The organism is Novosphingobium resinovorum (genome assembly GCF_001742225.1).
In the GTDB taxonomy this organism is placed as follows: domain Bacteria; phylum Pseudomonadota; class Alphaproteobacteria; order Sphingomonadales; family Sphingomonadaceae; genus Novosphingobium; species Novosphingobium resinovorum_A.
In genome coordinates, this window is the sequence record NZ_CP017075.1 from 2,321,511 (window position 1) to 2,343,519 (window position 22,009).

The 22,009-nt window shown below is 65.1% G+C and carries 35 protein-coding genes; 34 read left to right on the forward strand and 1 reads right to left on the reverse strand.

Going from position 1 to position 22,009, the window contains the following annotated elements; all coding sequences use genetic code 11:
• The first annotated feature begins 57 nt into the window (after window positions 1-57).
• The 34 genes from BES08_RS10900 to BES08_RS11060 all read left to right on the forward strand — a co-directional run bounded on the left by BES08_RS10900 (window position 58) and on the right by BES08_RS11060 (window position 21,516).
• Window positions 58-300: a hypothetical protein gene (locus tag BES08_RS10900; protein ID WP_069708268.1), complete on the forward strand. Its 243-nt coding sequence runs from the start codon at window positions 58-60 to the stop codon at window positions 298-300.
• Window positions 297-728: a hypothetical protein gene (locus tag BES08_RS10905; protein WP_156799831.1), complete on the forward strand. Its 432-nt coding sequence runs from the start codon at window positions 297-299 to the stop codon at window positions 726-728. Before BES08_RS10900 ends, BES08_RS10905 begins: the two co-directional genes overlap by 4 nt.
• Window positions 725-1,033: a winged helix-turn-helix domain-containing protein gene (locus BES08_RS10910; RefSeq protein WP_069708270.1), complete on the forward strand. Its 309-nt coding sequence runs from the start codon at window positions 725-727 to the stop codon at window positions 1,031-1,033. Before BES08_RS10905 ends, BES08_RS10910 begins: the two co-directional genes overlap by 4 nt.
• Before the next feature lie 201 nt (window positions 1,034-1,234).
• Window positions 1,235-1,630 carry a hypothetical protein gene (locus tag BES08_RS10915; protein WP_156799833.1) on the forward strand — a complete coding sequence of 132 codons (396 nt, stop codon included), beginning with the start codon at window positions 1,235-1,237 and terminating at the stop codon, window positions 1,628-1,630.
• Between the two features lie 4 nt (window positions 1,631-1,634).
• Window positions 1,635-1,859, forward strand: coding sequence for a hypothetical protein (locus BES08_RS10920; protein ID WP_069708272.1), 225 nt, complete (start codon window positions 1,635-1,637; stop codon window positions 1,857-1,859).
• A gap of 7 nt (window positions 1,860-1,866) precedes the next feature.
• Window positions 1,867-2,637: a helix-turn-helix domain-containing protein gene (locus BES08_RS10925; RefSeq protein WP_069708273.1), complete on the forward strand. Its 771-nt coding sequence runs from the start codon at window positions 1,867-1,869 to the stop codon at window positions 2,635-2,637.
• Window positions 2,634-2,969 (forward strand): RusA family crossover junction endodeoxyribonuclease, encoded by a 336-nt coding sequence (locus BES08_RS10930; protein WP_069708274.1) that lies wholly within the window; start codon window positions 2,634-2,636, stop codon window positions 2,967-2,969. Before BES08_RS10925 ends, BES08_RS10930 begins: the two co-directional genes overlap by 4 nt.
• A complete protein-coding gene (locus BES08_RS32815; RefSeq protein WP_156799834.1) occupies window positions 2,966-3,661 on the forward strand; it encodes a hypothetical protein in 696 nt (231 codons plus the stop codon). The genes BES08_RS10930 and BES08_RS32815 overlap by 4 nt, the downstream gene beginning before the upstream one ends.
• Window positions 3,618-4,154, forward strand: coding sequence for a hypothetical protein (locus BES08_RS10935; protein WP_156799835.1), 537 nt, complete (start codon window positions 3,618-3,620; stop codon window positions 4,152-4,154). The genes BES08_RS32815 and BES08_RS10935 overlap by 44 nt, the downstream gene beginning before the upstream one ends.
• A complete protein-coding gene (locus BES08_RS10940) occupies window positions 4,151-4,432 on the forward strand; it encodes a hypothetical protein (RefSeq protein WP_069708276.1) in 282 nt (93 codons plus the stop codon). The genes BES08_RS10935 and BES08_RS10940 overlap by 4 nt, the downstream gene beginning before the upstream one ends.
• Window positions 4,433-4,434: 2 nt before the next feature.
• Entirely contained in the window at window positions 4,435-4,791 is a 357-nt protein-coding gene (locus tag BES08_RS10945) for a hypothetical protein (protein ID WP_231957948.1), read from the forward strand.
• 168 nt (window positions 4,792-4,959) lie between these two features.
• Window positions 4,960-5,670 (forward strand): terminase small subunit, encoded by a 711-nt coding sequence (locus BES08_RS10950; RefSeq protein WP_069708278.1) that lies wholly within the window; start codon window positions 4,960-4,962, stop codon window positions 5,668-5,670.
• Window positions 5,654-7,186, forward strand: a complete 1,533-nt coding sequence (locus BES08_RS10955) for a terminase (RefSeq protein WP_231957949.1) — start codon at window positions 5,654-5,656, stop codon at window positions 7,184-7,186. The genes BES08_RS10950 and BES08_RS10955 overlap by 17 nt, the downstream gene beginning before the upstream one ends.
• Window positions 7,173-7,355 (forward strand): hypothetical protein, encoded by a 183-nt coding sequence (locus tag BES08_RS10960; protein ID WP_156799836.1) that lies wholly within the window; start codon window positions 7,173-7,175, stop codon window positions 7,353-7,355. The genes BES08_RS10955 and BES08_RS10960 overlap by 14 nt, the downstream gene beginning before the upstream one ends.
• A 156-nt stretch (window positions 7,356-7,511) precedes the next feature.
• On the forward strand, window positions 7,512-8,030 hold the full coding sequence (locus BES08_RS10965; RefSeq protein WP_156799837.1) for a hypothetical protein: 519 nt from the start codon (window positions 7,512-7,514) through the stop codon (window positions 8,028-8,030).
• Between the two features lie 37 nt (window positions 8,031-8,067).
• Window positions 8,068-8,331 carry a DUF2829 domain-containing protein gene (locus BES08_RS10970; protein ID WP_069708281.1) on the forward strand — a complete coding sequence of 88 codons (264 nt, stop codon included), beginning with the start codon at window positions 8,068-8,070 and terminating at the stop codon, window positions 8,329-8,331.
• Complete coding sequence (locus tag BES08_RS10975) at window positions 8,331-8,537, forward strand: hypothetical protein (protein ID WP_069708282.1); 207 nt, start codon at window positions 8,331-8,333, stop codon at window positions 8,535-8,537. The genes BES08_RS10970 and BES08_RS10975 overlap by 1 nt, the downstream gene beginning before the upstream one ends.
• Window positions 8,537-8,722 (forward strand): hypothetical protein, encoded by a 186-nt coding sequence (locus tag BES08_RS10980; RefSeq protein ID WP_069708283.1) that lies wholly within the window; start codon window positions 8,537-8,539, stop codon window positions 8,720-8,722. Before BES08_RS10975 ends, BES08_RS10980 begins: the two co-directional genes overlap by 1 nt.
• Window positions 8,722-10,383 carry a portal protein gene (locus tag BES08_RS10985; protein ID WP_069708284.1) on the forward strand — a complete coding sequence of 554 codons (1,662 nt, stop codon included), beginning with the start codon at window positions 8,722-8,724 and terminating at the stop codon, window positions 10,381-10,383. The genes BES08_RS10980 and BES08_RS10985 overlap by 1 nt, the downstream gene beginning before the upstream one ends.
• A gap of 1 nt (window position 10,384) precedes the next feature.
• Window positions 10,385-10,801, forward strand: coding sequence for a hypothetical protein (locus tag BES08_RS10990; protein ID WP_069708285.1), 417 nt, complete (start codon window positions 10,385-10,387; stop codon window positions 10,799-10,801).
• Window positions 10,798-11,145, forward strand: coding sequence for a hypothetical protein (locus tag BES08_RS10995; protein WP_069708286.1), 348 nt, complete (start codon window positions 10,798-10,800; stop codon window positions 11,143-11,145). The genes BES08_RS10990 and BES08_RS10995 overlap by 4 nt, the downstream gene beginning before the upstream one ends.
• Entirely contained in the window at window positions 11,138-11,965 is an 828-nt protein-coding gene (locus tag BES08_RS11000) for a hypothetical protein (protein ID WP_231957950.1), read from the forward strand. The genes BES08_RS10995 and BES08_RS11000 overlap by 8 nt, the downstream gene beginning before the upstream one ends.
• A 2-nt stretch (window positions 11,966-11,967) precedes the next feature.
• Window positions 11,968-13,005: a major capsid protein gene (locus BES08_RS11005; protein WP_069708288.1), complete on the forward strand. Its 1,038-nt coding sequence runs from the start codon at window positions 11,968-11,970 to the stop codon at window positions 13,003-13,005.
• Window positions 13,006-13,065: 60 nt separating this feature from the next.
• The gene (locus tag BES08_RS11010) at window positions 13,066-13,500 is read left to right on the forward strand and encodes a Bbp16 family capsid cement protein (RefSeq protein WP_069708289.1); all 435 of its coding nucleotides are present in this window, start codon (window positions 13,066-13,068) and stop codon (window positions 13,498-13,500) included.
• Window positions 13,500-13,823, forward strand: coding sequence for a hypothetical protein (locus tag BES08_RS11015; RefSeq protein WP_069708290.1), 324 nt, complete (start codon window positions 13,500-13,502; stop codon window positions 13,821-13,823). The genes BES08_RS11010 and BES08_RS11015 overlap by 1 nt, the downstream gene beginning before the upstream one ends.
• Window positions 13,824-13,869: 46 nt before the next feature.
• The gene (locus tag BES08_RS11020) at window positions 13,870-14,412 is read left to right on the forward strand and encodes a hypothetical protein (protein WP_069708291.1); all 543 of its coding nucleotides are present in this window, start codon (window positions 13,870-13,872) and stop codon (window positions 14,410-14,412) included.
• A complete protein-coding gene (locus tag BES08_RS11025; protein WP_069708292.1) occupies window positions 14,409-14,918 on the forward strand; it encodes a hypothetical protein in 510 nt (169 codons plus the stop codon). The genes BES08_RS11020 and BES08_RS11025 overlap by 4 nt, the downstream gene beginning before the upstream one ends.
• A 74-nt stretch (window positions 14,919-14,992) precedes the next feature.
• On the forward strand, window positions 14,993-15,223 hold the full coding sequence (locus BES08_RS11030) for a hypothetical protein (RefSeq protein WP_156799839.1): 231 nt from the start codon (window positions 14,993-14,995) through the stop codon (window positions 15,221-15,223).
• 100 nt (window positions 15,224-15,323) lie between these two features.
• Entirely contained in the window at window positions 15,324-15,959 is a 636-nt protein-coding gene (locus BES08_RS11035; RefSeq protein WP_069708294.1) for a phage connector family protein, read from the forward strand.
• A complete protein-coding gene (locus BES08_RS11040; protein ID WP_069708295.1) occupies window positions 15,959-16,621 on the forward strand; it encodes a hypothetical protein in 663 nt (220 codons plus the stop codon). The genes BES08_RS11035 and BES08_RS11040 overlap by 1 nt, the downstream gene beginning before the upstream one ends.
• Window positions 16,621-18,435: a phage tail protein gene (locus tag BES08_RS11045; protein ID WP_069708296.1), complete on the forward strand. Its 1,815-nt coding sequence runs from the start codon at window positions 16,621-16,623 to the stop codon at window positions 18,433-18,435. The genes BES08_RS11040 and BES08_RS11045 overlap by 1 nt, the downstream gene beginning before the upstream one ends.
• Window positions 18,428-18,889 (forward strand): hypothetical protein, encoded by a 462-nt coding sequence (locus tag BES08_RS11050; protein WP_069708297.1) that lies wholly within the window; start codon window positions 18,428-18,430, stop codon window positions 18,887-18,889. Before BES08_RS11045 ends, BES08_RS11050 begins: the two co-directional genes overlap by 8 nt.
• Window positions 18,889-19,386 carry a hypothetical protein gene (locus tag BES08_RS11055; protein ID WP_069708298.1) on the forward strand — a complete coding sequence of 166 codons (498 nt, stop codon included), beginning with the start codon at window positions 18,889-18,891 and terminating at the stop codon, window positions 19,384-19,386. Before BES08_RS11050 ends, BES08_RS11055 begins: the two co-directional genes overlap by 1 nt.
• Window positions 19,387-21,516 carry an efflux RND transporter permease subunit gene (locus tag BES08_RS11060; protein WP_069708299.1) on the forward strand — a complete coding sequence of 710 codons (2,130 nt, stop codon included), beginning with the start codon at window positions 19,387-19,389 and terminating at the stop codon, window positions 21,514-21,516.
• Window positions 21,517-21,690: 174 nt separating this feature from the next.
• Here the strand turns inward: BES08_RS11060 and BES08_RS32820 are convergent, their stop codons facing one another.
• Complete coding sequence (locus BES08_RS32820; protein WP_197524359.1) at window positions 21,691-21,981, reverse strand: hypothetical protein; 291 nt, start codon at window positions 21,979-21,981, stop codon at window positions 21,691-21,693.
• Between the last annotated feature and the right edge of the window lie 28 nt (window positions 21,982-22,009).

Genomic DNA, 22,009 nt, shown 5'->3' on the forward strand with positions numbered 1-22,009 from the left:
CCTTTCGTCGATCAGCAGCGATTGGTTGATGAACACGGTCCGGCCGAGGCAGACTGCATGAGACCTCGCACCCGAGACGCGACGGACCATGCGGCGCTGCAGCTGATCTTCCGGCGCACGGCCTGCCCGTCGAACGACGCTATCGCCGCCGCCATCGGCGCGCGCGGGGCTGCGGCTGGTGCGGCCTGCCTCAAGCGCCTGGAAGCGAGCGGGCAGATCCGCATCGAGCGGCCGGTGAGCGGCTGGCGCGTGGTGATCGATCCCGAGTTCGGCATCAGGCGCGAAGGGGAAGACGCGTGACGCGCCGCCGCAAACCCCGCCGCGCTACCGGTCTCGAGACTTTCGTGGATCGCCGCGCGATGAAACGTGACGCACTCAGGCACGATCGGTGGCTCGCTTCGGCCGCGCTGCTCGCTGACGTGCAGGTCTCTCCCCTCTTCGACGCAATTACTGCGATGCGAGGATGCAAGACGTCGGAAATCGAGGAGGTCGATCATAGAGGCGCCGCCGCCGACATGATGAAGCCCGAGATGCTGCGTCCGTCCCGGGGGGCGGCGAGCGCGGAGTCCGACCAGCGCATTCGCGAGATGATCCGTGAGGAGATCATCGACTTCGCTGTGATGCAAGGCGGCGCTTCCGAAGTGATGCGCGAGCGTATTCGTGGCTGGATCACGGCTGACTGGGATCGGTTTCGGATTTCCTCCGCATCGCGAGGAATGGGCGCATGACGGCGCTCTGCCCCCACTGCAAGCGCGACATCAGCGACGGTGCCCTGATTGAGCGCGGCCGCTGGGCGCTGCTGCCTGGCATGATCTACCACGACGGCGAGTGCCAGCCGCTCCGGGGCGGGCCTTCGCTCGCGCTCTACGCCATCGCCCGCGGCAACGGCGAGTACGTCACCCATCACGATATGCCCGGCGTGGGCGAGGGTGAGCTGGCGTACCGCTACCGCATGATCCGCAAGGCGCTCGGCGAGCGCTGCCCCGTCACCTTCGTGCGTGGGCGCGGATACCGCTGGGCGGCTGGCGCATGAAGTGGGCCGGGGCCGCCATCCTTCTCTGGCTCGTGCTCGATGTCGTCGCGGGGCCGCTGCTGGTGCGGCTGGCTGCGCGCCGACGCCGCTCCGGCTGACTGCCGGCCGATCACAGGTTTTCGTTTCGTTCGCCCTCATGGGCTCCCTCTACTTCGCAGGTGCATCAAAAACATGGCTGGCATTTCTGCATCGCAGCAAAATTTGGCTGACAGGCTCGCCGAGGTCGTTCGCAAGATCGAGCGGGCGGGCGGCTCTGAGGCTGTCCACGATCTCGCCCGCAAGGTGGATGAAGAGGCTCGGGATATTCGGCGCTGGGCACGAGGCACGACCTTGCCCGGTCACGTGCTGGTGGCACTGCTGGACGAGCTACCCCGCCACTATGCTGACTTCCTGATCGGCGGCACGAGCTTGCGGCTGGTCGAGAGGGATGGAGCGGAGACCGCATGTGCGGTGCGGGCCATGGCCGCCACCGCGACGTTCGCGGCTGGAGTGGCGCGGCGCCTTGAGGATGGCGAGTTCTGTCACCGCGACGATGCCGAGAGCAAGGACGAGGCGCGCGAGACCATCACCATGCTTCAAAGCTACGTCGGGGAGTAGGACGATGGTGGGGGATGATCGCCTTTCCGAGATTCCGACGCCGGCCCCGACGCTGGAGGGGCTGGAGCAGGTCGTCGCGCTTGCCGAGAAGCGTCGCCGCCGCGCGCGCAAGAAGATGGCCGCCCTGGAGGCGGAGATCATCGCCGCCGATGCCGCCCACGAGCGCGCCGTCGCCGCGCGCACCGAATGGATCGCCAACAGCCGCGATCCCCAGATGATGATGTTCTGAGGCGACTATGGCTACAGCTTACACTCCGCAGGTCTACACCACGACCGAATGGTTCGCGAGCAGCGGGTTCACCGACGAGGAACCGTCGACGGCCAACGGCTACGCGCAGCGGCTGATCCGGTATATTCGAGATCCATCGACCGTGCGCGCCCGCGTCATGGATCGGTTCTCCTCGGCACCGCCGATCGAGAACATCCGCCAGTGGCGCAGCGACTGGGAGCGCCTGGTCGAGCATCGCAAATCCATGCGCGCGCCGGAGGAGTTTCAGGAAGAGGCGGGCCTTTCCTCCGACATCCCGGATGAAGATCCTGACGAGGTCTTTGCCCAGCTTGCCGCGCATATCGTCGTCGATCCGTTCACGCTTCCTGTGCCAGCCGCGCCAGCCCCGGCTGCGGAGTTCGCTCCGCCCGGCCGGAGCATGGACGACGAGCCCATCAACACGTCGGCGCGCAACCATCGCGAGGTGATTGAGCGCTGCGCGCGGAGGTTCGATCTCACTGCAGAGGCGCTGCTGGGAGGGTCACGTAAGCGTCCCATCGCTCGTGTCCGCCAGTTCACGGCGGCAGTGCTTCGCGCCCGGGGCAACAGCTATCCGCAGGTTGGCCGCTATCTCAATGACATGGATCACAGCACCGTGATCCATGCCGTGCGCGCAACCTTCTTCGTGAACATGCGCGATCCCGCGTTCGTCACGGCTTGGATGGCGGAGGCGCCCTGTGTCACCAAGTTCGCGCGCTCGCCCCAGGAGCTGGACATGCTCATGGGGGTGCGCGGGTGATCACCCTCCCCTTCCCGCCGTCGTCGCTCTCAGGACACGCCGAAGGCGTACACTGGGCCAGCAAGGCGAAGCTCACGAAGAAGTGGCGCGCATGGGCGTTCGCCGCGACGCTCGTTGCCAAGGTGTCAGGCCTTCCAGCCGACGGCGATATCGTAATCACCGTTACGTTCTACCCGCCCAACAGGCGCAGTGATCGCACCAACTTCGCCAACCGCATGAAGCCGATCTTCGACGGGATCGCCGAGGCTCTCAAGGTCAACGACCGTCGCTTTGTGCCGGTCTACAAATACGCCGATCCGGTGAAGCCGGGGCGGGTGGAGGTCTCGTTTTGAGCGATCTTCTCGCCCGCCTCATCCATGCAGGAACGCCCGCCGACCTCGTTGGCGAGGTGGCGATGCTGCTCGCCGAACAGAAGGTGCTGGAGCAGCGCCGGGATGGCGAGCGCCGCCGTAAGGCAAAGCAGCGCGCCGATGAGAAGGCTTCGGAAGCATGTCACGTGACGTCACGTGACGTCACGCCCTGTCACGGGACGTCACAGGACATCCCGGACAACACCTCCCTTTCCCTCCCTCCCCTTTCTTCCCCCCAGACCCCCCAACAAACCCCACCCACCCATACCCACCCGGAGGGGGAATCTCCGCGCCCGCGTAAGGCCCACCGATTTCCGAAGGATTTTCCGTGCCCCGACTGGGCGGAGCCGAGCGTCTGGGCCGATCTGCTCAAGAACCGGAAGACGCGGGGCCTGACCAACACCGCGACGGCGCACCGCAAATTCGTGCAGGCCGTCGAGGTGTTGGTCGACGACGAGTGGCCGCCTGGCCGCCTGCTGCAGGAAATCGTCGCCCGTGGATGGGCTGGAGCATACGACCCGAGGGAAACCCGCAATGACAGACATGGCCAATCACCCAACGCAGACCCGGACGCTTGGCGAGGTTCTGCCAGCCGTTCTTCCCCGCCCGCGGACGGTTTTCGAACCGAGCTTGAGCAACTCGCCTTCGGCACTGGTCGCCCGGCTCACAAATAGCCAGCTGGCTACCGCACAGGCCGTTGCGTTCGCGCCGTTGCCCGCCATTGCCCAGGCCGATGCCCAGTTCCTCGCACAGTCTCTTCTGATGCTGGATGTTCTCCCTCGCCGCCGGGACGACGAGCTAGGCGGCAAGCTTCGAGTCCGCGCCTACCAGATCGCGATCGGAGTGCGCCCCAAGGACGCCATCGAGTTCATGGTCGCAGAAGCTCTGCGCACCTGCCGGTTCTACCCGAGCACGGCCGAGTGCATCGCGATCCTGTCGCGTTGGGAGCGTAGTGACGAGGCGGTGCGCGTGCGGCGCGAGGCATCGGCCGCCGTACGCCATGAGCGGCAAGCCCGGTTCGATGAGATGATGGCTCGCCTCGCGGCCGGTGAGGTCGAGCAGGCGGAGATCGATACGCTGCCGGTCAGCTGGCTGAAGATCGCTGAGACGCGCTCGCACCTTCGGCGGGAAGAGGATGGCCGGTACACATCGCGGGTACGGGCATGATCCGCGTCAGCGCCCACGCGCTGGACCGCTATCGCGAGCGGGTCCGTATGGTCAGCTACGAGGAGGCGCGCGCCGCCCTATCAACCCCGCTGATCGAGGCCGCTGCCGCGTTCGGCGCGCGGTATGTCCGGCTCGGAACGGGCCATCGCATCCTGATCAACGCCGGTGTCGTCGTGACCGTGATGCCGGTTGAGCAATACCGTCGCCAGATCCGGCGGCATGGCCTTGGTCGATACGGTCGGGGCAGCGAATCCAGCAGATACTACGAGGGGGAATGACCATGCGCTCCATCAATCCGCGCACCGGCACGGAAATGACGCCGAACGAGACCATCATCTATGACGAGCTTTGCCGCGTGGCAGAGGCGGGCGAGGCGTGCCCGAACTATCTCGACCTCAACGAGCTGATCGGCGCCGAGTCGTCGTCGACGTCGCCCAGCATCGTGAAGCGGCTTGAGGATCGCGGGCTTATCACGGTGATCCGGTTCCAGCGATTCAGGCAGGTGAAGATCTGCGCTACGGGCCATTGGACCATGAAGGCGCCGAACCAGAAGACGACCAGTGCCCACGTGCCGCGCGGCTGCGGCGCGGGCTCTCGCGCGGGTGGCAAGGTGCGCGTGAGCCGAGGGGCGATCTGATATGGAGCCGTTCGTGGCACCGGAGCCGCTGACGGGCGAGCTCATCGAGCACTGGCACCGCCGGTGCGTTTATGATCTGCAGCGCTGGGCGAACGAAGTCGTGTCGGCTGAGATCGCGCGCCTACGTGACGCGGGACATCTCCCGCCGCTACCGGAGGGCGCTCCTCGGTGAAACTCCAGCCAAAACAGGAGCGGTTCGTCGAGGAGTTCCTTGTCGATCTGAACGCGACGGCGGCCTACATCCGCGCGGGATATCGCGCGCGGGGCAACAGCGCCGAGGCCAGCGCCTCGAAATTGCTAAGAAATCCCAAGGTTCAAGCGGCTATCGCGGCGGCGCGGGAGGCGTTGAGCGAACGCACCGAGATCACGCAGGACATGGTGCTGGAACGGTGGTGGATGATCGCCACCGCCGATCCGAACGACGTGGTGCAGTTCCGCCGCACGTGCTGCCGGTACTGCCATGGCGAGGGCCACCAGTTCCAATGGATCGACGTCGAGGAGTTCACCGCCTCGGTGCGCCTGGCTATGTCGACGGCCGCAGACGACGGCCCGAAGGCCATCCCCAAGGACGACGGCGGCTTCGGCTACGACAACAAGGCTGACCCGCATCCCGGTTGCCCGCAATGCTTCGGCGAGGGCAAGGCGGAGGTGCATGGGAAGGATACGCGCCACCTCAAGGGTGCTGCGCGCCTGCTCTACGCCGGGGTGAAGCTCACGCAGTCAGGCTTCGAGATCCAGATGCGCAATCAGGACAAGGCGCTGGAGAACGTCGCGCGCCACCTCGGCATGTTCAAGGACAAGCTGGAGCTGGAGGTAACCGACGACCTTGCCGCCGTCCTTGCGGCCGCACGGGAGCGTGCCATTGGCAACCGCGGCTAAACTGCAGAAGGCTGATTTCAAGCGTCAGGTCGCCGAGGACATCGGCGCGTTCACGCACGACCCGCTCGGCCACGCGATGTACGCCTATCCGTGGGGCAAGGCGGGGACCGAGCTGGCCGACAAGGAGGGCCCGCGCGAGTGGCAGCGCTGGGTCATGGGCGAGATCCGCGACCACCTGAGCAATCCCGAGACGCGGTTCGATCCCCTGCGCATCGGCATCGCCTCGGGCCACGGTATCGGCAAGTCGGCGCTCATCTCCATGCTCGCCAAGTGGGGCATGGATACCTGCGTTGATACGCGCATCGTGGTGACGGCCAACACCGAAGGCCAGCTCCTCACCAAGACGGGGCCGGAAATCGCCAAGTGGTTCCGCCTCGCCATCAACAACGACTGGTTCAAGGTCAACGCGACGTCGATCGCGTCCACCATGGTCGGGCACGACAAGGGCTGGCGCCTCGACCTCGCCACCTGGTCGGAGCACAACACCGAAGCATTCGCGGGCCTTCACAACGAGGGCAAGCGGATCATCCTGATCTTTGACGAGGCGTCCGGTATCCCGCCGGCCGTGTGGGAGGTCGCCCTCGGCGCGCTCACCGACGCCAACACCGAGATCATCTGGCTCGCCTTCGGGAACCCGACCCAGAACACCGGCGACTTCCGCGAGTGCTTCGGCAAGAACCGGAAGCTCTGGAAGACGAAGCAGATCGACAGCCGCACGGTCGAGGGCACGAACAAGAAGTACCTGCAGGAGATCGTCGACACCTACGGCGAGAACAGCGACATCGCCAAGGTGCGCGTGCGCGGCATGTTCCCGTCCGCGTCCTCGATGCAGTTCATCGGCTCCGAGCTGGTGCAGGAAGCCCAGCGCCGCCCGATCCCGGTCATGCTGGGCACCGAACCGCTGATCTATGGCCTCGACTGCGCCCGCTTCGGCGACGACACCAGCGTGCTCGCCAAGCGCTGCGGCCGCGACGCGCGCACGCGGCCGTGGAAGCGGTGGCATCACATGGACAGCATGACGATCGCGGCCGACGTCGCGCTCCAAGCACAGTCCGAGCACCCCGATGCGATCATGGTGGATGCTGGCAACATCGGCGCGGCTATCATCGACCGCCTGCGCCAGCTACTGCCCGACATCCCGGTGTTCGAGGTGTGGTTCGGCTCCACGAAAGTCCGCCAGGCCATGTTCAACGGCTCGCCCACCAACGTCTACAACAAGCGCACCGAGATCTGGACGAACCTGCGCGACTGGCTGCGCACCGGGTGCATCCCCGATGACCAGGTGCTTGAGGACGATCTCACCGGCCCGCTCTACAGCTTTGGCGGTGATGACGTCTCCATCATGCTGGAGCGCAAGAAGGACATGAAGAAGCGCGGCCTGTCGTCCCCGGACGATGGCGACGCGATCGCCTGCACCTTCGCGGAGCCTGTCGCACCCCGCAACGTGCCGGGCTATCTCAATCCTGCGAACTACGGACGAGGCGGAAGCGACGGACGCTATGATGAACTCGACTAGGCTGCCGTTCGAGTCCTGGCTCGCCCAGCTCGCGCCCAAGGGCTACGACGACGAGTGGATCGGGCGAAACATGGATCTGCTGCGCCGCCGCTGGGAGGCGGGCATCGAGATGCAGCTCATGCCCATGCCGCCAGTGCCGCGTATCCGTGATCGGTATGAGGAGCTTTAGGTACCGCCTTGCCCGGCGCCTTTGCGGCCCGCATATGAACCTTACTAGGGGCTTTGACGCGGGGGTCGTGTGGTTTGTTCGGTTTTATGGTCTTCATTCACTTGGGAAGCGTTCGCCACACTAACGACCGGCGTCTCTGCCGTGACAGGAGCGGTCGTGATCGGTCGCCGCCAGGTTAAAGTCACGGAGGAGCAGGCGCGAATTACCGGCAGGCAAGCGGACATTATGGATCATCAGGTGGAAGTCGAGCGAGCGAAACTTCGAGCTGACTTGTATGATCGCCGCCTCGCGGTGTTTAAGGCGTGCCAAGCATACGTTCGTGAAACGACATCCGTGCCATTCGATTTTGAGGCATCTTTCGAGACCGCTCAGGAAATAAGTGACCGGCTTGAAGAAGCGGAGTTCTTGTTTGCCGGTGATGTCAGAAATGAAATACGAGAAGTTTCGAAGCGCGCTGACGCAATTGTAAAAGAACGGATTATTCTCCTTCAGCTTGCCAGCTCGGAGGCTAAAAGATTGATGCCGTCATCGAAGTATTATCAACAAAAGGAGAAGATAGCGAATCTAGCAAATGCGTTGCGTGACGAACTTCCCGGGCTATCTCAGATAATGGGCGAAGAGATGCGCCTGTATATTCCGCGCGGCAATTCTCGCGGCGATTCAACGCCCAGCTGACCCGACGCATACCGCCTCCTGACCACAGGAGGCATTCATGGACTTCGGCGCAGCTATCATGGCCCTCAAGGCGGGCCGCCGTGTCGCCCGCGAGGGCTGGAACGGCAAGGGGATGTTCCTCTTCCTCGTCCCCGGTTCGCAGTTTCAGGTAAACCGCGCACCTCTCCTCGGGATCTACCCCGAGGGCACGACCATCAGCTATCAGCCGCACATCGACATGAAAACGGCGCAGGACACTGTCGTGCCCTGGCTCGCGTCGCAGAGCGATGTGCTCGCGGAAGACTGGGAGCTGGTGGACTAGTGTTCGCCGCCCTGCTCATCGCAGCGCTGCTGCTGGCCGCCCTTTACAGCGGCGGCATGTGGCTCTGGATCGTCGTCGTGATGATCCAGGACCGCGCCAGGCTCTCGCGCGCCGACCTAATCGAGTTCGAGCGCCAGGCCTTCCACCTCGGCATCTGCTTCATCCTCGCCCTTGGCTTCGCCGGGCTCATCATGGGAGCACGCTGATGTGCACCAGCACACCCGACATCGCGTCTGTCCCTGAGCGGCAGGCGATGAAGCTGCCGGACAACGGCGCGCCTGAGGGCTCGACCGACAACAGCCGCCAGCGCCGCGCGATCATCGCTGGGCTGATGACGTCGCCGCAGGGCACCATCGGCTCGCCGTCGGTCGGGACGCCGACGCTCGGCTGATGGAGAAGCTGCGCGAGCATTGCGACCAACGCCTGAGGGCGATGAAGTCAGTCCGCGCCGATTACGTGGCGGAGTGGAACGACATCGCCCGCTTTGCGCAGCCGGCGCGCTCGCGCTTCCTCGGCAGTGACCAGAACAAGGGCACCAAGCGGCGCATCCGCAACAACAAGCTGTTCGATCCGCACGGCATCGAGGCTTTCCGCACGCTGACCAACGGCATGACGTCGGGCCTGACCTCGGCCTCGCGGCCGTGGAAGGTGCTCAAGATGGCGAACGAGGAGCTGAATGCGCTCCCCGGCGTGCGCACCTGGCTCGCGGAGTGCGACAAGGCGATCGACGCCTTCCTCGCTCGCACAAACTTCTACGGCGCGGCCAAAGCCGGTTACGGCGAGATGGGCCTGTTCGGCACTGAGGCGTGCGTCATGGTGGAGCACTGGTTCCACGGCGCCGTGTGCCACAGTCTGACCGCTGGCGAATACTGGATCGCCCTGTCCGACGCGCTGGTGCCGGATACGCTCGCCCGCGAATGCACCATGACGGCGCGGCAGATCGTCCAGACGTTCAAGTCGAAGACGCCGCAGCTGATCATGGATGCCTACAAGGGTAATCGCGGCGACGAGACGTTCACGTACTTCAACCTCATCGAGCCGAACCCGTCGCACAATCCCATGCGAATCGGTTCGAAGGCGTGGCGATCTGTCTACTGGTGGGACGGCGATGCGGCCGACGCCATCATCGACGTGCGCGGCTATGACGAACAGCCGTTTTGGGCGCCGCGCTGGGACGTCGTCGGCGGCGATACCTATGGTGTGTCGCCCGGCATGGAATGCCTGCCCGCGCTGCGCGAGCTGCAGATGCAGGCCAAGCGCCGCAACGAGGCCATCGACCGCTTGGTGAAGCCGGAGATGCTGGCGAAGCAGGGCGTTCGCCTCACAGGCCAGCCCGGCAACGTCATCAGCGTTGGTCAGGCGATGGATCAGTACTCGGCGATGCCCGCGTACCAGATGCCTTATCAGGCGGTCGATGCCATCAGCCAGGAGATCGAGAAGTGCCGCCTGCAGATCGACGGCCTCTCGTTCGCTGACCTGTTCAACGCCATCACCAACATGCGCGGCATCCAGCCGCGCAACATGGAAGAGATCGCGAGCCGCAACGAGGAGAAGCTGACCCAGCTCGGCCCCGTAGTCGAGCGCGCCAGCAACGAAAAGCTGCAGGTCGTGATCGACCGCACTTTCGGCATCATGTCGCGCGGCCGGCTCCTGCCGCCGGCACCCGATTCGCTCGCCGAGATGCCTGGCGCCGAGATCGGCGTCGAGTTCGTCCCCATCCTCGCCCAGATGCAGCGCGCCGTCGGCATCGGCCAGCTCGAACGCGCCGTCGGGTTCGTCGGCAACGTCGCGGGCGCCAAGCCGCAGGTGCTCGACAACATCGACGAGGACGAGATCACCCGCGAATACTTCGAGCGCCTGGGCGTCACCGGCAAGGCCCTGCGCGACAAGAACGCGGTCGACGAGATCCGCGCCCAGCGCGCCCAGCAGCAGCAGATGGAGCAGGCCGCCGCGATGATGCCCGCAGCGAAGGACGGCGCCGATGCGGCTCGCCTCCTTTCCGAGACCCGCGCGGGCGGCGTGCCGGTGCTCGATACCATGCTTGGAGCCTGACTTGCGCGAACCGCAGGATCTATCGGGCGATTATAACACCCAGCTTTCACCCGAAGATGAAGCGAAGTTTCAGGCGTGGGCGAAGGCCAGCGGCCGCGAGCGTGACACGTTCGACTATGACCTGCGAGGTGCATGGAAGGACAATGCTCAGGAGGCAGCTAACGGCCACCTTCCCGACACCTACAAGAAGCCGAACCACCCCACGTTCTCGCAGGAGAGCAAATACAGCACTCACGAGCTGCAGGGCGGGCGCTGGGTTGAGAAGAAAAGCGGCAAGTGGGCATTCGTGCCCAGCTCGACGAACCTGAAGAACATGGGCGTCGACGGCCTCTCCCGATACTTCCAGGAGCGCGAGCCTGACGCCGAGCTAGACCTCCCCGCTGCTGCGCAGCTCTATCCGAATTCCTACAGCAAATGAGCGACGCCACCCACGAGGACATGGCTGTCCTGCTCAAGCTCCCTGAGTTTCGCCGCTTTCTTTTCGCCGCGATTCAAAGCGCTGGAATCCTCGGCCATGAGGGTCCTGCTCATGGGCACACACCGCGTGATCTCAGCTTTGCCGAGGGACGTCGCAGCCTGGGGTTCGACATTCTGCAGCTGGCCCATCGCGGCCAGCCTGAAGAGGTCCGCGCCTCCGATCCCGGTGCGCTCGTGACCCTCAATGCAGCGATCCTCGCAGCTGTGAACATTTCCAAGGAGAAGGCCCGTGGCAAACGCAACAACGACACTCGCAGATTTGATGAGCTCAACGAGGATGGCTAGCGCCGCCTCGCTCGCTACGCCCTTCGGCGGCATCCGTCCGACGGCGATGGAGCGTGCTCGCGGCCGCCTGCTCCGCGCACCCGATCACGATTCGTCCACCGGCGGCGGTGACGCAGGCCAGTCGGGCGGCGAAGGCGGAGAAGCGCAGGGAGATGGCGGCGATGCAGCGACCACCGAACAGCCGGCCCAGACCGACGCAGCGCCCGGCGAAGCAGCGCAGGACAAGACCGGCACCGAAACCGACACCTCGCTCCTCGGCGGAGATCTGACGGAAGGCGGCGATAAGGGCGGTGAAGGCGCCAAAGGAGACGAAGAGGCCCCGGCCGAGCGCATCGTGCCCGAGAAGTACGAGATCGCGATCGAGGGCATGGACCTCGACCAGGCCGCGCTCGATGAGGCCAGCGAAGTCTTCAAGGAAGTAGGCCTGACCAACGACGAGGCGGTGAAGCTGATGCCCGCCGCCGCGAAGTTCAAGGAGCGGGTCGAAACCGCCACGCTGCAGCAGCTCGTCGACGCGGGCGCGGTGCAGAAGGCTGGCTGGCTCAAGGAAACCAAGGATCACCCCGACATCGGCGGGGCGAACCTCGAACAGACGCTGCACCTTGCGGGGAAGGCGTTCGATCACTTCGGCATCGAGGCCGGGTCGGACTTCCGCAAGCTGCTCACCGAAACCGGCTTCGGCAATCATCCCGAGATGGTGCGCATCATGCGCGGCGTCGGCGAGATGCTGTCGGAAGACGGATTCCCGCGCTCCGGTGCGGGAGAAGCCAAGAGCGATCCGCTCACTCAAATGTACCCCAACAACCGTAGGAGCAAGTAGCTATGGCTCTTCTCGCATCCACTGCGCTGACGTGGGCGGACCTGCTGACCAAGCAGGGCGCCGACGGCAAGATTGCACCCGTCGCCGAAGTGCTCAACCAGCACAACGTCATCATGCGCGATGGCGCTTTCGTCACCTGCAACAAGGGCACCGAGCACGAAACCCTCGTGCGCACCGGCCTGCCCAACGTCGCATGGATGACGATCGGCGGCTACGTCACGCCCTCCAAGAGCGCGACCCGTCCGCAGAAGTTCGCCACCGGCTTCGCGCGTTCGATGTCGCAGGTTCCTCAGGATATCCTCGACCTCGCCGACGACGAGGCGGCGCTGCGCCTTTCCGAGGCCAGCACGCATCTGGAGGCGATGGCCCAGGAATTCGAGTTCATGTTCTTCAACGGGAACACGGGCACGAACCCCAAGGGCTTCGACGGCCTCGCCGCGTATTACAACTCGCTGCCGGTAGCGACCAAGAACGCCTCGAACCAGGTGATCGGTGCCGGTGGCGTCGGCGCTGACAACACTTCGATCTGGCTCGTGCGTCACGGCGAACAGCAGACCTCGCTGCTCGTTCCCAAGAACATTCCGATGGGCATCCAGCGCGAGGACAAGGGCCAGCAGCGCGACGAGGACGGCGATGGCGGCATCCGCTACGTGCAGGAGGAGCAGTTCACGCTGCACTCGGGCGTCGCGGTCAAGGACTGGCGTGCGAATTCGCGCGTCGCCAACATCGACGTGTCGGCTGCGATGGACGGCACCGTTGACGTCATGGAATACATGGTCAGCGCCTACCACCGCGCCCGCATGCCCAAGCATAACTGGGACGTGAAGGACTCTGCGTTCCTTGGTTCCAAGGCGTGCTGGTACATGAACAGCACCATGTTCGAGATCCTCGACAAGCAGTCGCGCAACGTGACGCTCAACCCTGCCCTGCAGCTCACCATTCGTGAGATCCAGGGCGAGGAAGTGACCATGTTCCGCGGCTGTCCGATTCGGGTCACCGACGGCATCACCAATGCCGAGGCGCCGCTGGCCGCGGCGTAAGCCAGGCCGATTACTCCGGGTGTGGTTCGCCGCCCCGGAGCCCTCTAGGGAGACAAGACAATGGCTCTTTTCGACGAAGCCGGCCTGTTCAGCGAAGATCAGGCCATCACCGTAACGGCGCGCTCGACCAACATCATCGACTTCGGCGCGCCGGAAACCCCCATCGGCAACGTTGGCCCGGTCGTCGGCGACCTTGGGCTGTCCGAGATCGAGATCCTGGTGCAGGTCACCGAGGCTTTCGTGGGGCTGACCTCGCTCGCGGTCGCGATCCAGTTCGACGATGACGTTGCGTTCGGCTCGCCCACGACGCTCATCACCAGCCAGCCGGTTCCGGTCGCCAACCTGAAGGTAGGCTACAAGTTCCGCGTGCCCGCCCAGATCCCCGAGGGTGCGCTGGAGCGCTACGCCAGCCTCAACTATGTCGTGGCCGGTGGCCCCGCGACGGCCGGTAAGGTCTTCGCCGGCATCGTTGCCTCGCGTCCGGGAGCAGTCTGATGACCCAGTATCGCGCAATCACCCGTGGCCAGTCCTCGGACGGCCGGTGGCGCCAGGCGGGCGAAGTCTTCAACGACGACGGCCCCAAGGGCGCATGGATGCAGGAGCTGGACAAGGACGGCAAGCCGGTTCCGGACAAGAAAAAGTCCGGGAAGGCAGGCAAGTCGCCCGCTGCTCCTGCGCCGTCGGAACCGGTTGACGCGTACAGCAAGCTCAAGCCCGAGGAACTGAAGGCCGAAGCTGTGAAGCGCAAGATCGCGGCCGACGGTCTCGACGACGAAGCGATCATCAAGGCCCTCCGCGAAGCCGACGCGGAAGGCTGACGAGGGAAGGCCCGGGCGACCCTCTCCCGCCCGGGCCGACTTCGCTATGCAGCAGCGTCAAAGCAACCCCCTCAACCAGTCCAGCCAGCCGGTGCGGCGCGAGCAGGTCACACCAGGGCCGGTTCGAGCGGCATCGGTGAAGCAGGTTAACGCACTCTCGGAGCGAGTTGACGCGGCCGAGGCCAGCATCACCGCGCTGGACAGCCGCGCCGATGCGCTTGAAGCCGGGGTCGTTGCCCTCGACGGCAGGCTCGACACGGCGGAGGCCGACATCGATGCGCTGCAGGCCGCCATGGTGGCCGCGCATGATGGGCACCTGACCCTCAGTGTCCGCGCCGTCACCGCCAACACGGCAGTCAATGCCACCGACTACCTCATCCTCGTCGATGCCACGGCCGGAAACGTCACCGTCACCATGCCCGCGCCGCAGAATGGTCGGCAGCTGTGCGTCAAGCGCATCGATGCCAGCGCGAACACGGTGTCGATAGCGGCCGCTGCGAACATCGACGGCGCTGCCTCCAAGGCGATCACCCCGCAGTACGCCAGTCTCACCGTGATGTGCGACGGCGCTACGTGGTGGATCGTATGACCTTCAAGCCGGATGCCGCCTCCATCAGCGCAATCCCGCAGGCATCGACCGCGACCCCGGCGACGGAGCAGATCGGCGGTGCAGCCGGTAGCGCGCCCATGCGCTTTTCGCAGGAGGGCCACGCCCATCCGCGCCTGACCAGCACCACCTATGTGACGCTCGGCAGCAACGGGCAGGCATTTGCCCTGTTCTCGCGCAGCTTCACCAACAAGCCGGGGCTCAACCTCACCGAGACCGATGCAGCGGCGGGTTCGCAGCCGCTATCGTTGCGCGGCCTGACCTGGCAGCAGGATGCCAACGGCAAGTACTACGGCGTCACCGTCGAGGGCATGCGCGCCCGCGCGCTGCCCCAGCTCTCGGTTGTGTCCGGAATTCTGACCGCCGTCATCACCGGCGTGAACTCCATCGTTACCGCCCTGACCGGCTACAACGTCTTCGGCGGCCCGGCCGTCGGCGCGACGGTATCCGTTATTGCCGTCGCCCGCTCGGACGTGGCGGCCACCTGAGCGATTCAACGGGCGCGGGCATCGCCGTACATCCGCCGCACTGGCATCTTTCACCAATGGTCCCGGAGAACGTCATGCATCGCATCTTCACCCACATCGCCGCCGCCGCCCTCGGGGTCTGCGCCCTCGCAAGAGCTTCGATCGATTTCGTGGCGGTCGTCGCATCCGATATCTCGAGAGTGGTTCTCAGCGCCGTCGCCGCTCTGGTCGACCTTGTCCCGGCTTTCGCCACCGGCGATGAATTCCGCTTCGCCAACTCGCACCCCCGCTCGATCTTCGAGACCCGGCGCGCCGGCTTGGCCTGAGGGCCAGCCTACAGCTTGAGGGAGGGCGGTCAGCGATGGCCGCCCTTTTCGTATGGGCGTCGCGATTCAACGTCCCCGCCCTGCGCCATACACCCGCCCCATGGCCAGCCTGATCGAACTCTGCAACCGGGCGCTCGCGAACATCGCCAAGGGCGAGATCGCCAGCCTCAACGAGGCAACGCCCGAATCGAAGCAGTGCGTCCGCTTCGCGCAGCCGCTCCTCAACGAGATGATCGCGTGGTCGGACAACATGCCACTCGGCCGCCGCCGCGTGGTTCTCGCCGAGCTGGTGAACGATCGCCCGTCCGAATGGCTTTACGCCTACGCCAAGCCGTCGGACATGGAGACGCCTCTCGCGATCCGCCGACAGGACGACCCGGCCACGTGCCTGCCGGAGGGCGGGCCATACAACTTCCCACTGCAGGACGGTCAGGCCCTGCGCTTCATGCTGGAGGGCGACAAGCTCTACAGCAACGTCGCCACCGCTACGCTCATCTACACGGCGAACAGCCTGCAGGCATCCGAGCTGGGCGGGTTGATGCAGGAGGCATTCGTCAACGAGTTGTCGGTGCGGATTTCCATGCCGCTGACCAAGGACCCCAAGGTCAAGCAGGCTCTTATCCCGCTCGCCCGCGAATCGCGCGGCAATGCCATCGCCCACGAAGAGAACAAGATGCCGCAGCGCCAGGTGACCTATGTGTCCGAGGCGGAACTGGCCCGCATGGGCATGCTCTGATGGCGAATTTCCGCAGCGCTCAGCCGAATTTCAGCAAGGGCGAGCTTGCTCCGCACCTCCACGGACGGTTCGATGTCGACGCCTACACCTCGGCGGTCAAGCGTGCCCGCAACGTCATGGTGCTCAAGTACGGCGGCCTGACCAAGCGGCCCGGCACGCACCTGGTTGCGGAGGTGTTGGACTACAGCATGCCGAACCGCCTCCTCCCGTTCCAGTTCTCCCTGACCCAGACCTATGCCCTTGAGATGGGGCACGGGTACATGAGCCCCTGCGCCTTCGGCGGCCGCCTCATCGAGACGGAACTGACCATCACCGCGATCACAAACGCGGCGCAGGCCCGGGTTTCCGCCGCGTTTCACGGCTACACTGTCGGCAACCGCGTCTTCCTGACCGGCATTGCGGGCGCGCTGGGCGATTTCCTCAATGGCCGCGTGTGGAAGGTGACCAGCGTGATCGATGCGGGGAGCTTCACCATCAACGCGAACACGACCGGCCTTGCAGCCTTCACAACGGCGGAGGGTGGCGTCACCCGCACCGAGGCGCCCGACCCCGATCCGGTCGATCCCGTTGTTCCGCCGGTCGTTCCGCCTCCTACCCCGCCGGTCATCGCGCCCGGTGGCAGCTGGAAGCGCGACTACTACGCCGAACCGGATCCGCTCTGATGGGTGTCGCGCGCGTCTATCAGGTGGGCTCGGCCTATAACGGCAGCGAGCTGGCGGATCTCGATTACGAGCAGACCGCCGATACGATGTACCTCGCCCACATCGATCATGCCCCGGCCAAGCTGGTTCGCGAGGGTCATACGCAGTGGGAGTTCATCGACGTGACGTTCGGCCCGGCGCTGGACCCGCCGACTGGCTGCGCGGCCGTCGCCACCACGCCCAACGTCGACGACGAGAACGACGGCGAAAACTACTTCCCGCAGCCGGCGCGGTACTGCGTGACGACCATCGACGAGAACGGGCTGGAAAGCCGCGCTTCCAACGTGGCCGCCGCGACCAACGATCTGACGCTCAAGCGTAACTACAACACGATCACCTTCACCGCGCCTGCCAGCGGCGGGGATCGCTACAAGGTCTACAAGGCGGAAAACTCGCAGTTCTTCGGATACATCGGCACGACCGAGAGCCTGACGTTCCGCGACGACAACATCGGACCCGCGCTCGATCAGGCCCCGCCGGAAGCCTACAACCCGTTCGGCGAGACCGCGTCCGACTACCCCTCGACCGTGACGCTGTTCGAGCAGCGCTCGATGTGGGCACGCACCCGCAACGCCCCCAACGCGGTCTACACCTCGCGATCGGCCGAGCTGGAGAACATGGATCGCTCGCAGCCGCTGCGCGAGAATGACAGCCTCTCGTTCACCATCGTCGCGGGGCGCGTGAACTCGATCAACCAGCTGGTCAGCACCACCGGTCTGCTCGCGCTTTCGTCCGATTCCATCTTCACGATCGATGGCGACGGCCAGGGCGGCATCCTCGTCGGCAACTCGCCGCCGTCGCCGAAGCGGCAGATCGGGCGCGGCGCCTCGCGGCTCCCGGCGATCGTCGTCGACAACGTGGTGTTCTACTGCCCGTCGGTCGGCAACACCGTGCGCACCATCTTCTACTCGTTCGATGTTGACGGCCAGAAGTCGAACGACGTGTCGATCTTCTCCCCTCACTTCTTCGAGGGCTTCTCCATCGTGTCGTGGTGCTATGCGCAGGAGCCCCGGTCGATGATCTGGGCCTGCCGCTCCGACGGCGCGCTGCTGTGCTTCACCTGGGAGCAGGAGCAGAACGTGTGGGGCTGGACCCTGTGCGAGACCGACGGGAAGTTCCTCGACTGCATCTCGATCTCCGAGGACGGCGAGGACCGGGTGTATTTCATCGTCGAGCGAGACGTGCAGGGCACGACCAAGCGCTTCGTCGAGCGGCTGGCGCCGCACCTGTGGTCCGACGTGTCCGACTGCGTGTTTCTCGACTGCGCCGTCTCGGCTCAGTTTGAGGAGCCGCGCGCCACCTTCACCGGTCTGTGGCATCTGGAGGGCCGCACGATCGCCGGGCTCGCCGACGGCGTCGCGGTGTTCAACCTGGTCGTTGCGAACGGCTCGGTCACGCTGCCGTCGATCAAGCCCACTGCCAGCAAGGTCACCTTCGGCATCCCGTTCACCGCGGATATCCAGACCCTGCCGCTGCGCATGAACGTGCCGGGCAGCGGCTGGAACGTAGGTCGCATCCAGCAGCCCGGCGACGTGGTGCTTACGCTGCGCGATAGCCGATCGGTCATGGCCGGGATCAGCGAGCAGCACCTCAACCTCATCAAGAGCCGGGTCGACGAGGCATACGGCGCGCCTGATGACCTGATGACTGGGGACTACATCGCGACGATGGAGAACATCACGACGGATGGCATCAACGTGCTGATCCGCTCCACCGCGCCGCTTCCGCTCACCGTCCTTGGTATCGCGCCCGACGTGGTGCTCCACGGTGGATAGCCGCGTCACGGTGGTCCCGGCGGAGCGCCGCCACATCACCACGATCGCCAACCGCCTGCGTGACATCGACCAGGAGGAATGCGCTGCCATGGGCCGCACCGCCAAGGCGGCCTTGCGGCTGGCGCACACGACCAGCGCGAAGGCGTGGACCGCGATCGTCGATGGGCGCCCCGAGGCGATGTTCGGCGTCGTCGTCGAAGATCTGATCAGCGGAATCGGCACGCCGTGGTTTCTCGGCACCGACGAGGTCTATCGCCACGGGCGCGAGCTGCTGATGTGGGGGCCGGGGTTCGTCTCGCGACTGAGCGATTCATCGCCGACGCTGCGCAACCTAGTGTCGGCCCGCAACCGCCAGGCGATCCGCCTTCTGGAGCGCTGGGGTTTCACGGTCGAGGAGAACGAGGTGGTCGTGCGCGGCGTGGCATTCCGTCATTTCGAGAAGGTGAGCGCCTGATGTGCGGGCCCGCAGCACCAATCATTGCGGCTGGCCTCGCTGCCGCCAGCGCTGCGACCGGCGCGCTCGCGGCCAACGCGCAGGCGCGGTTTCAGGCGAAGATCGCCGATCGCAACGCGGCCATGGAACGCGAGGCGGGTCAACAGGAGCTGCAGAACACCCGCGAGGCCGCGCTCGACCACTATCGCAAGGTCGGCCAGCTCAAGGGTGCCCAGCGCGCGCGGGCCGCTGCCGCCGGTGTCGGTGTGGATTTCGGGACGGCCGCCGACGTGGTTGCCGATACCGAGATGCTGAGCCGCGAGGACGTCGGCCGTATCTACCGCCAAGGCGCGGAGAACCTGCGCGGTCATGACATCGCCGGCTCGAACTACAAGGGGCAGGCCGCTGCGTCGCGCCAGGCAGGTAAGGCGGCCTTGGTCAAAGGTGCGTTCGACGCGGGCTCCTCGCTTCTCAGCGCCGCCAACCAGTACAGCAAGATGAAGGCAGGGAGCCAGTAATTGCCCCGCGTCCCTAACTATCAGCCTGGGCAGGTCGGCCCCGTTCGCACCACGGGCGAGCGCTTTCAGGCACCGAGCGGCCCCGGCGCGGCTGGCATCCTCGCGGAGGGTCTGGCTGGCGCATCGCGGATCTTCAGTCAGCAGGACCAAATCAACGCCGAGAACGACGAGACCCAGTCGCGTCTCGCGCTCGCGCAGGCCCGGAACCAGTACGCCAGCGCCGTCGACCAATACAAGGGGACCAAGCTGGGCGCTGCCCGCGCCGGGCAGGAGGGCTTCGACAAGGGCCTAGACCAGATCCGCGAGGGCGCGCTCAAATCTGCCACCTCTCCCCGCATGCGCCGCATGATCGAGGAGGGTTTGCTCGACATCGACGGCACCGCGCGCCGCATGGGGGCCAGCCATGCCCTGGGCGAGAGCCGGGCGGAGACGTCCGCGAGCTTCCAGATCGAGCAGGATTCGCTGATTGATGCAGCGGTCTCGTCAGATAGCCCGCAGTTCCGCGACCAATCCGGGCTCCAGTTGCGTGACAGCGTGCGCCGCCAGCTGCAGTTCGATGGCTTCGACGAGGCTGCGATGCCAGACGCTTACGCCGTCGCGGAGAAGGCGGCGATGTCGAAGATGCACGCGGGCGTGCTCGATCGCATGTTCGCGCAGGCCGATCCTGATATTGACGAGGTCGGTCAGTACCTTGGCGCCTACCGCGACGAGATCACCAGCGATCTCTACACCAAGACGCTCGCCCGCCTGCAGGGGCCGCTGCAGGAGCGTGTCGACGACTACCGCGCGGATCTAATCCCCGGGGGGCCGGTCGAGGGCACGGCTCCCGCCGGTTCCGCCCCGGGGCCATGGCAGGGCGTTGCCGTCGATGTGGCCAAACGCTTCGGTCTCGATCCCTCCGACGTCGCCGCCGTCATGTCTTACGAGACCGGCGGCACCTTCTCCCCGACCATCATGGGCGGCAAGGGCGGTCAGTACATGGGGCTGATCCAGTTCGGCCCGGCGGAACGCAAGAAGTACGGGATCGACAAGACGTCCGACCCGGCCAAGTGGACGAAGGCCGTCGGCGATTACCTGGAGGATCGCGGGTTCAAGCGCGGCATGGGCATGATGGACCTCTACTCCACCATCAACGCGGGCCAGCCCGGCCGGTACAATGCCAGCGACGGCAACGGCACGGTGACCAGCCACGTCACCGAAATTCTTGGAGCCCACAAGGAGAAGGCCAAGGGCTGGCTGGGCGGGGCGGGCGTCTACAGCAACGCGCCCCGGCAGTGGGACAAGGCGGCGAAATTCGCACAGATTGATGAATATGCAGCCAAGGAAGAATGGTCCCCGGAGCAGACCAAGCGGGTGCGCAACGTCTGGGCGCGTCGCATGTCGACCGACGAGGGCTTGCTGTCCGAACAGCGGCGCTCGGCCGACGAAGCGGCCACCACCTTGCTTGCTGGTGCGGGAGACAAGTTCCGCACCTCGATGATCCCGCCAGCCACCTGGTCGCAGCTGAGCCCCGACCAGAAGATCCAGTTCCAGAACATCGAGAAGCAACTGACCAAGGCGGAGGCGCCTACGGCGAACGGCGAGGCGGTTGTCGCGTTGCACCGCATGGCGGCGGGCGGCCTTGGCGATCAGGCCAAGTTCGCGGGTCTCAACCTGGCCAAGTATCGAGCGTACATGACGCCGGGCGAGTACGACGAGATCGCTACCGCACAGGTCAAGGCGCAGCAGGATCTGCGCAACCCGAAGGCGCAGGACACGCGTGGCAAGATTGACGGCGCAATCACACGCGCCAAGAAGTGGGTGGGCGTCGAGGTCGACAAAAACCCGACCGAGGGCTTTCGCGTCCGGCGCTACATGGAATCGCGTGCGGCCGATGAGGCGGTTGGCGGCAAGACGCTGAGCGATGCCGATTATGACCGGCTGTTCCGTGACGCGACGCGCGACTTCGCTTGGCAGAACACGTTCCTCGGCATCGGTACCAGCAAGGGCACGAAGCGGTCGAGCGAGGCGCTATCGCCGAACTACCGGTCTGTCATCGTGTCCAGCTTCCGCCGTGCGAACGGGCGTGATCCAAGCGAGGACGAGATCGTTACGGCTTGGGAGGCAATGGGGAAGCCGGGTAGTCAGTGACTTTTTGGGGGTTGCGGGCCTTCTGGAACTAAAAGCACCGCCAATATTAAAAATAAAACGAAAATAGCGGCGACGTTCCAGTCATCGATGCAGAACGATACCCCGATCGTACCGCAAACAATGCAAGCCCGGCACCAGAACTGATAACTATTTCCATCCCATTCCGGGCGCATTTTACTCATCGAACGGTGTTCGCGTTGATCGCGACGCCCTGCGTCGCAAGATGGCGCGGTAAACATACCAAATTGTAACGCCGCCCGTCAGCCATCCAAGGGCCGCCATCGCATAATTTCCTGAAAGTGCGGCGAGCCCCGAGATTGCTAAGACGCCATAAAGAAAACAGCCAGCACGACGTTCTGGGCCTTTATGTTCGGGCATCATCAAATTGAGCACCACCACAACGATGCTCCAGATGATGACGGCACCGATGTATGCCCCGATGAAATGCAGCAATGAAGTGAGCATGTGACCCCGATTCAACCCGCTGCATGCC

Coding starts and splice junctions, on each gene's coding strand:
- BES08_RS10980 (WP_069708283.1), top strand. CDS start 8,537: ATGTGCACCAGCACACCCGACATCGCGTCTGTCCCTGAGCGGCAGGCG.
- BES08_RS10910 (WP_069708270.1), top strand. CDS start 725: ATGACGGCGCTCTGCCCCCACTGCAAGCGCGACATCAGCGACGGTGCC.
- BES08_RS10920 (WP_069708272.1), top strand. CDS start 1,635: ATGGTGGGGGATGATCGCCTTTCCGAGATTCCGACGCCGGCCCCGACG.
- BES08_RS11010 (WP_069708289.1), top strand. CDS start 13,066: ATGGCTCTTTTCGACGAAGCCGGCCTGTTCAGCGAAGATCAGGCCATC.
- BES08_RS32820 (WP_197524359.1), bottom strand. CDS start 21,981: ATGCTCACTTCATTGCTGCATTTCATCGGGGCATACATCGGTGCCGTC.
- BES08_RS10940 (WP_069708276.1), top strand. CDS start 4,151: ATGATCCGCGTCAGCGCCCACGCGCTGGACCGCTATCGCGAGCGGGTC.
- BES08_RS10960 (WP_156799836.1), top strand. CDS start 7,173: ATGAACTCGACTAGGCTGCCGTTCGAGTCCTGGCTCGCCCAGCTCGCG.
- BES08_RS11030 (WP_156799839.1), top strand. CDS start 14,993: ATGCATCGCATCTTCACCCACATCGCCGCCGCCGCCCTCGGGGTCTGC.
- BES08_RS10925 (WP_069708273.1), top strand. CDS start 1,867: ATGGCTACAGCTTACACTCCGCAGGTCTACACCACGACCGAATGGTTC.
- BES08_RS11055 (WP_069708298.1), top strand. CDS start 18,889: ATGTGCGGGCCCGCAGCACCAATCATTGCGGCTGGCCTCGCTGCCGCC.
- BES08_RS10970 (WP_069708281.1), top strand. CDS start 8,068: ATGGACTTCGGCGCAGCTATCATGGCCCTCAAGGCGGGCCGCCGTGTC.
- BES08_RS11005 (WP_069708288.1), top strand. CDS start 11,968: ATGGCTCTTCTCGCATCCACTGCGCTGACGTGGGCGGACCTGCTGACC.
- BES08_RS11015 (WP_069708290.1), top strand. CDS start 13,500: ATGACCCAGTATCGCGCAATCACCCGTGGCCAGTCCTCGGACGGCCGG.
- BES08_RS11025 (WP_069708292.1), top strand. CDS start 14,409: ATGACCTTCAAGCCGGATGCCGCCTCCATCAGCGCAATCCCGCAGGCA.
- BES08_RS11000 (WP_231957950.1), top strand. CDS start 11,138: ATGGCTAGCGCCGCCTCGCTCGCTACGCCCTTCGGCGGCATCCGTCCG.
- BES08_RS10900 (WP_069708268.1), top strand. CDS start 58: ATGAGACCTCGCACCCGAGACGCGACGGACCATGCGGCGCTGCAGCTG.
- BES08_RS11020 (WP_069708291.1), top strand. CDS start 13,870: ATGCAGCAGCGTCAAAGCAACCCCCTCAACCAGTCCAGCCAGCCGGTG.
- BES08_RS10945 (WP_231957948.1), top strand. CDS start 4,435: ATGCGCTCCATCAATCCGCGCACCGGCACGGAAATGACGCCGAACGAG.
- BES08_RS11045 (WP_069708296.1), top strand. CDS start 16,621: ATGGGTGTCGCGCGCGTCTATCAGGTGGGCTCGGCCTATAACGGCAGC.
- BES08_RS10995 (WP_069708286.1), top strand. CDS start 10,798: ATGAGCGACGCCACCCACGAGGACATGGCTGTCCTGCTCAAGCTCCCT.
- BES08_RS11035 (WP_069708294.1), top strand. CDS start 15,324: ATGGCCAGCCTGATCGAACTCTGCAACCGGGCGCTCGCGAACATCGCC.
- BES08_RS11040 (WP_069708295.1), top strand. CDS start 15,959: ATGGCGAATTTCCGCAGCGCTCAGCCGAATTTCAGCAAGGGCGAGCTT.
- BES08_RS10985 (WP_069708284.1), top strand. CDS start 8,722: ATGGAGAAGCTGCGCGAGCATTGCGACCAACGCCTGAGGGCGATGAAG.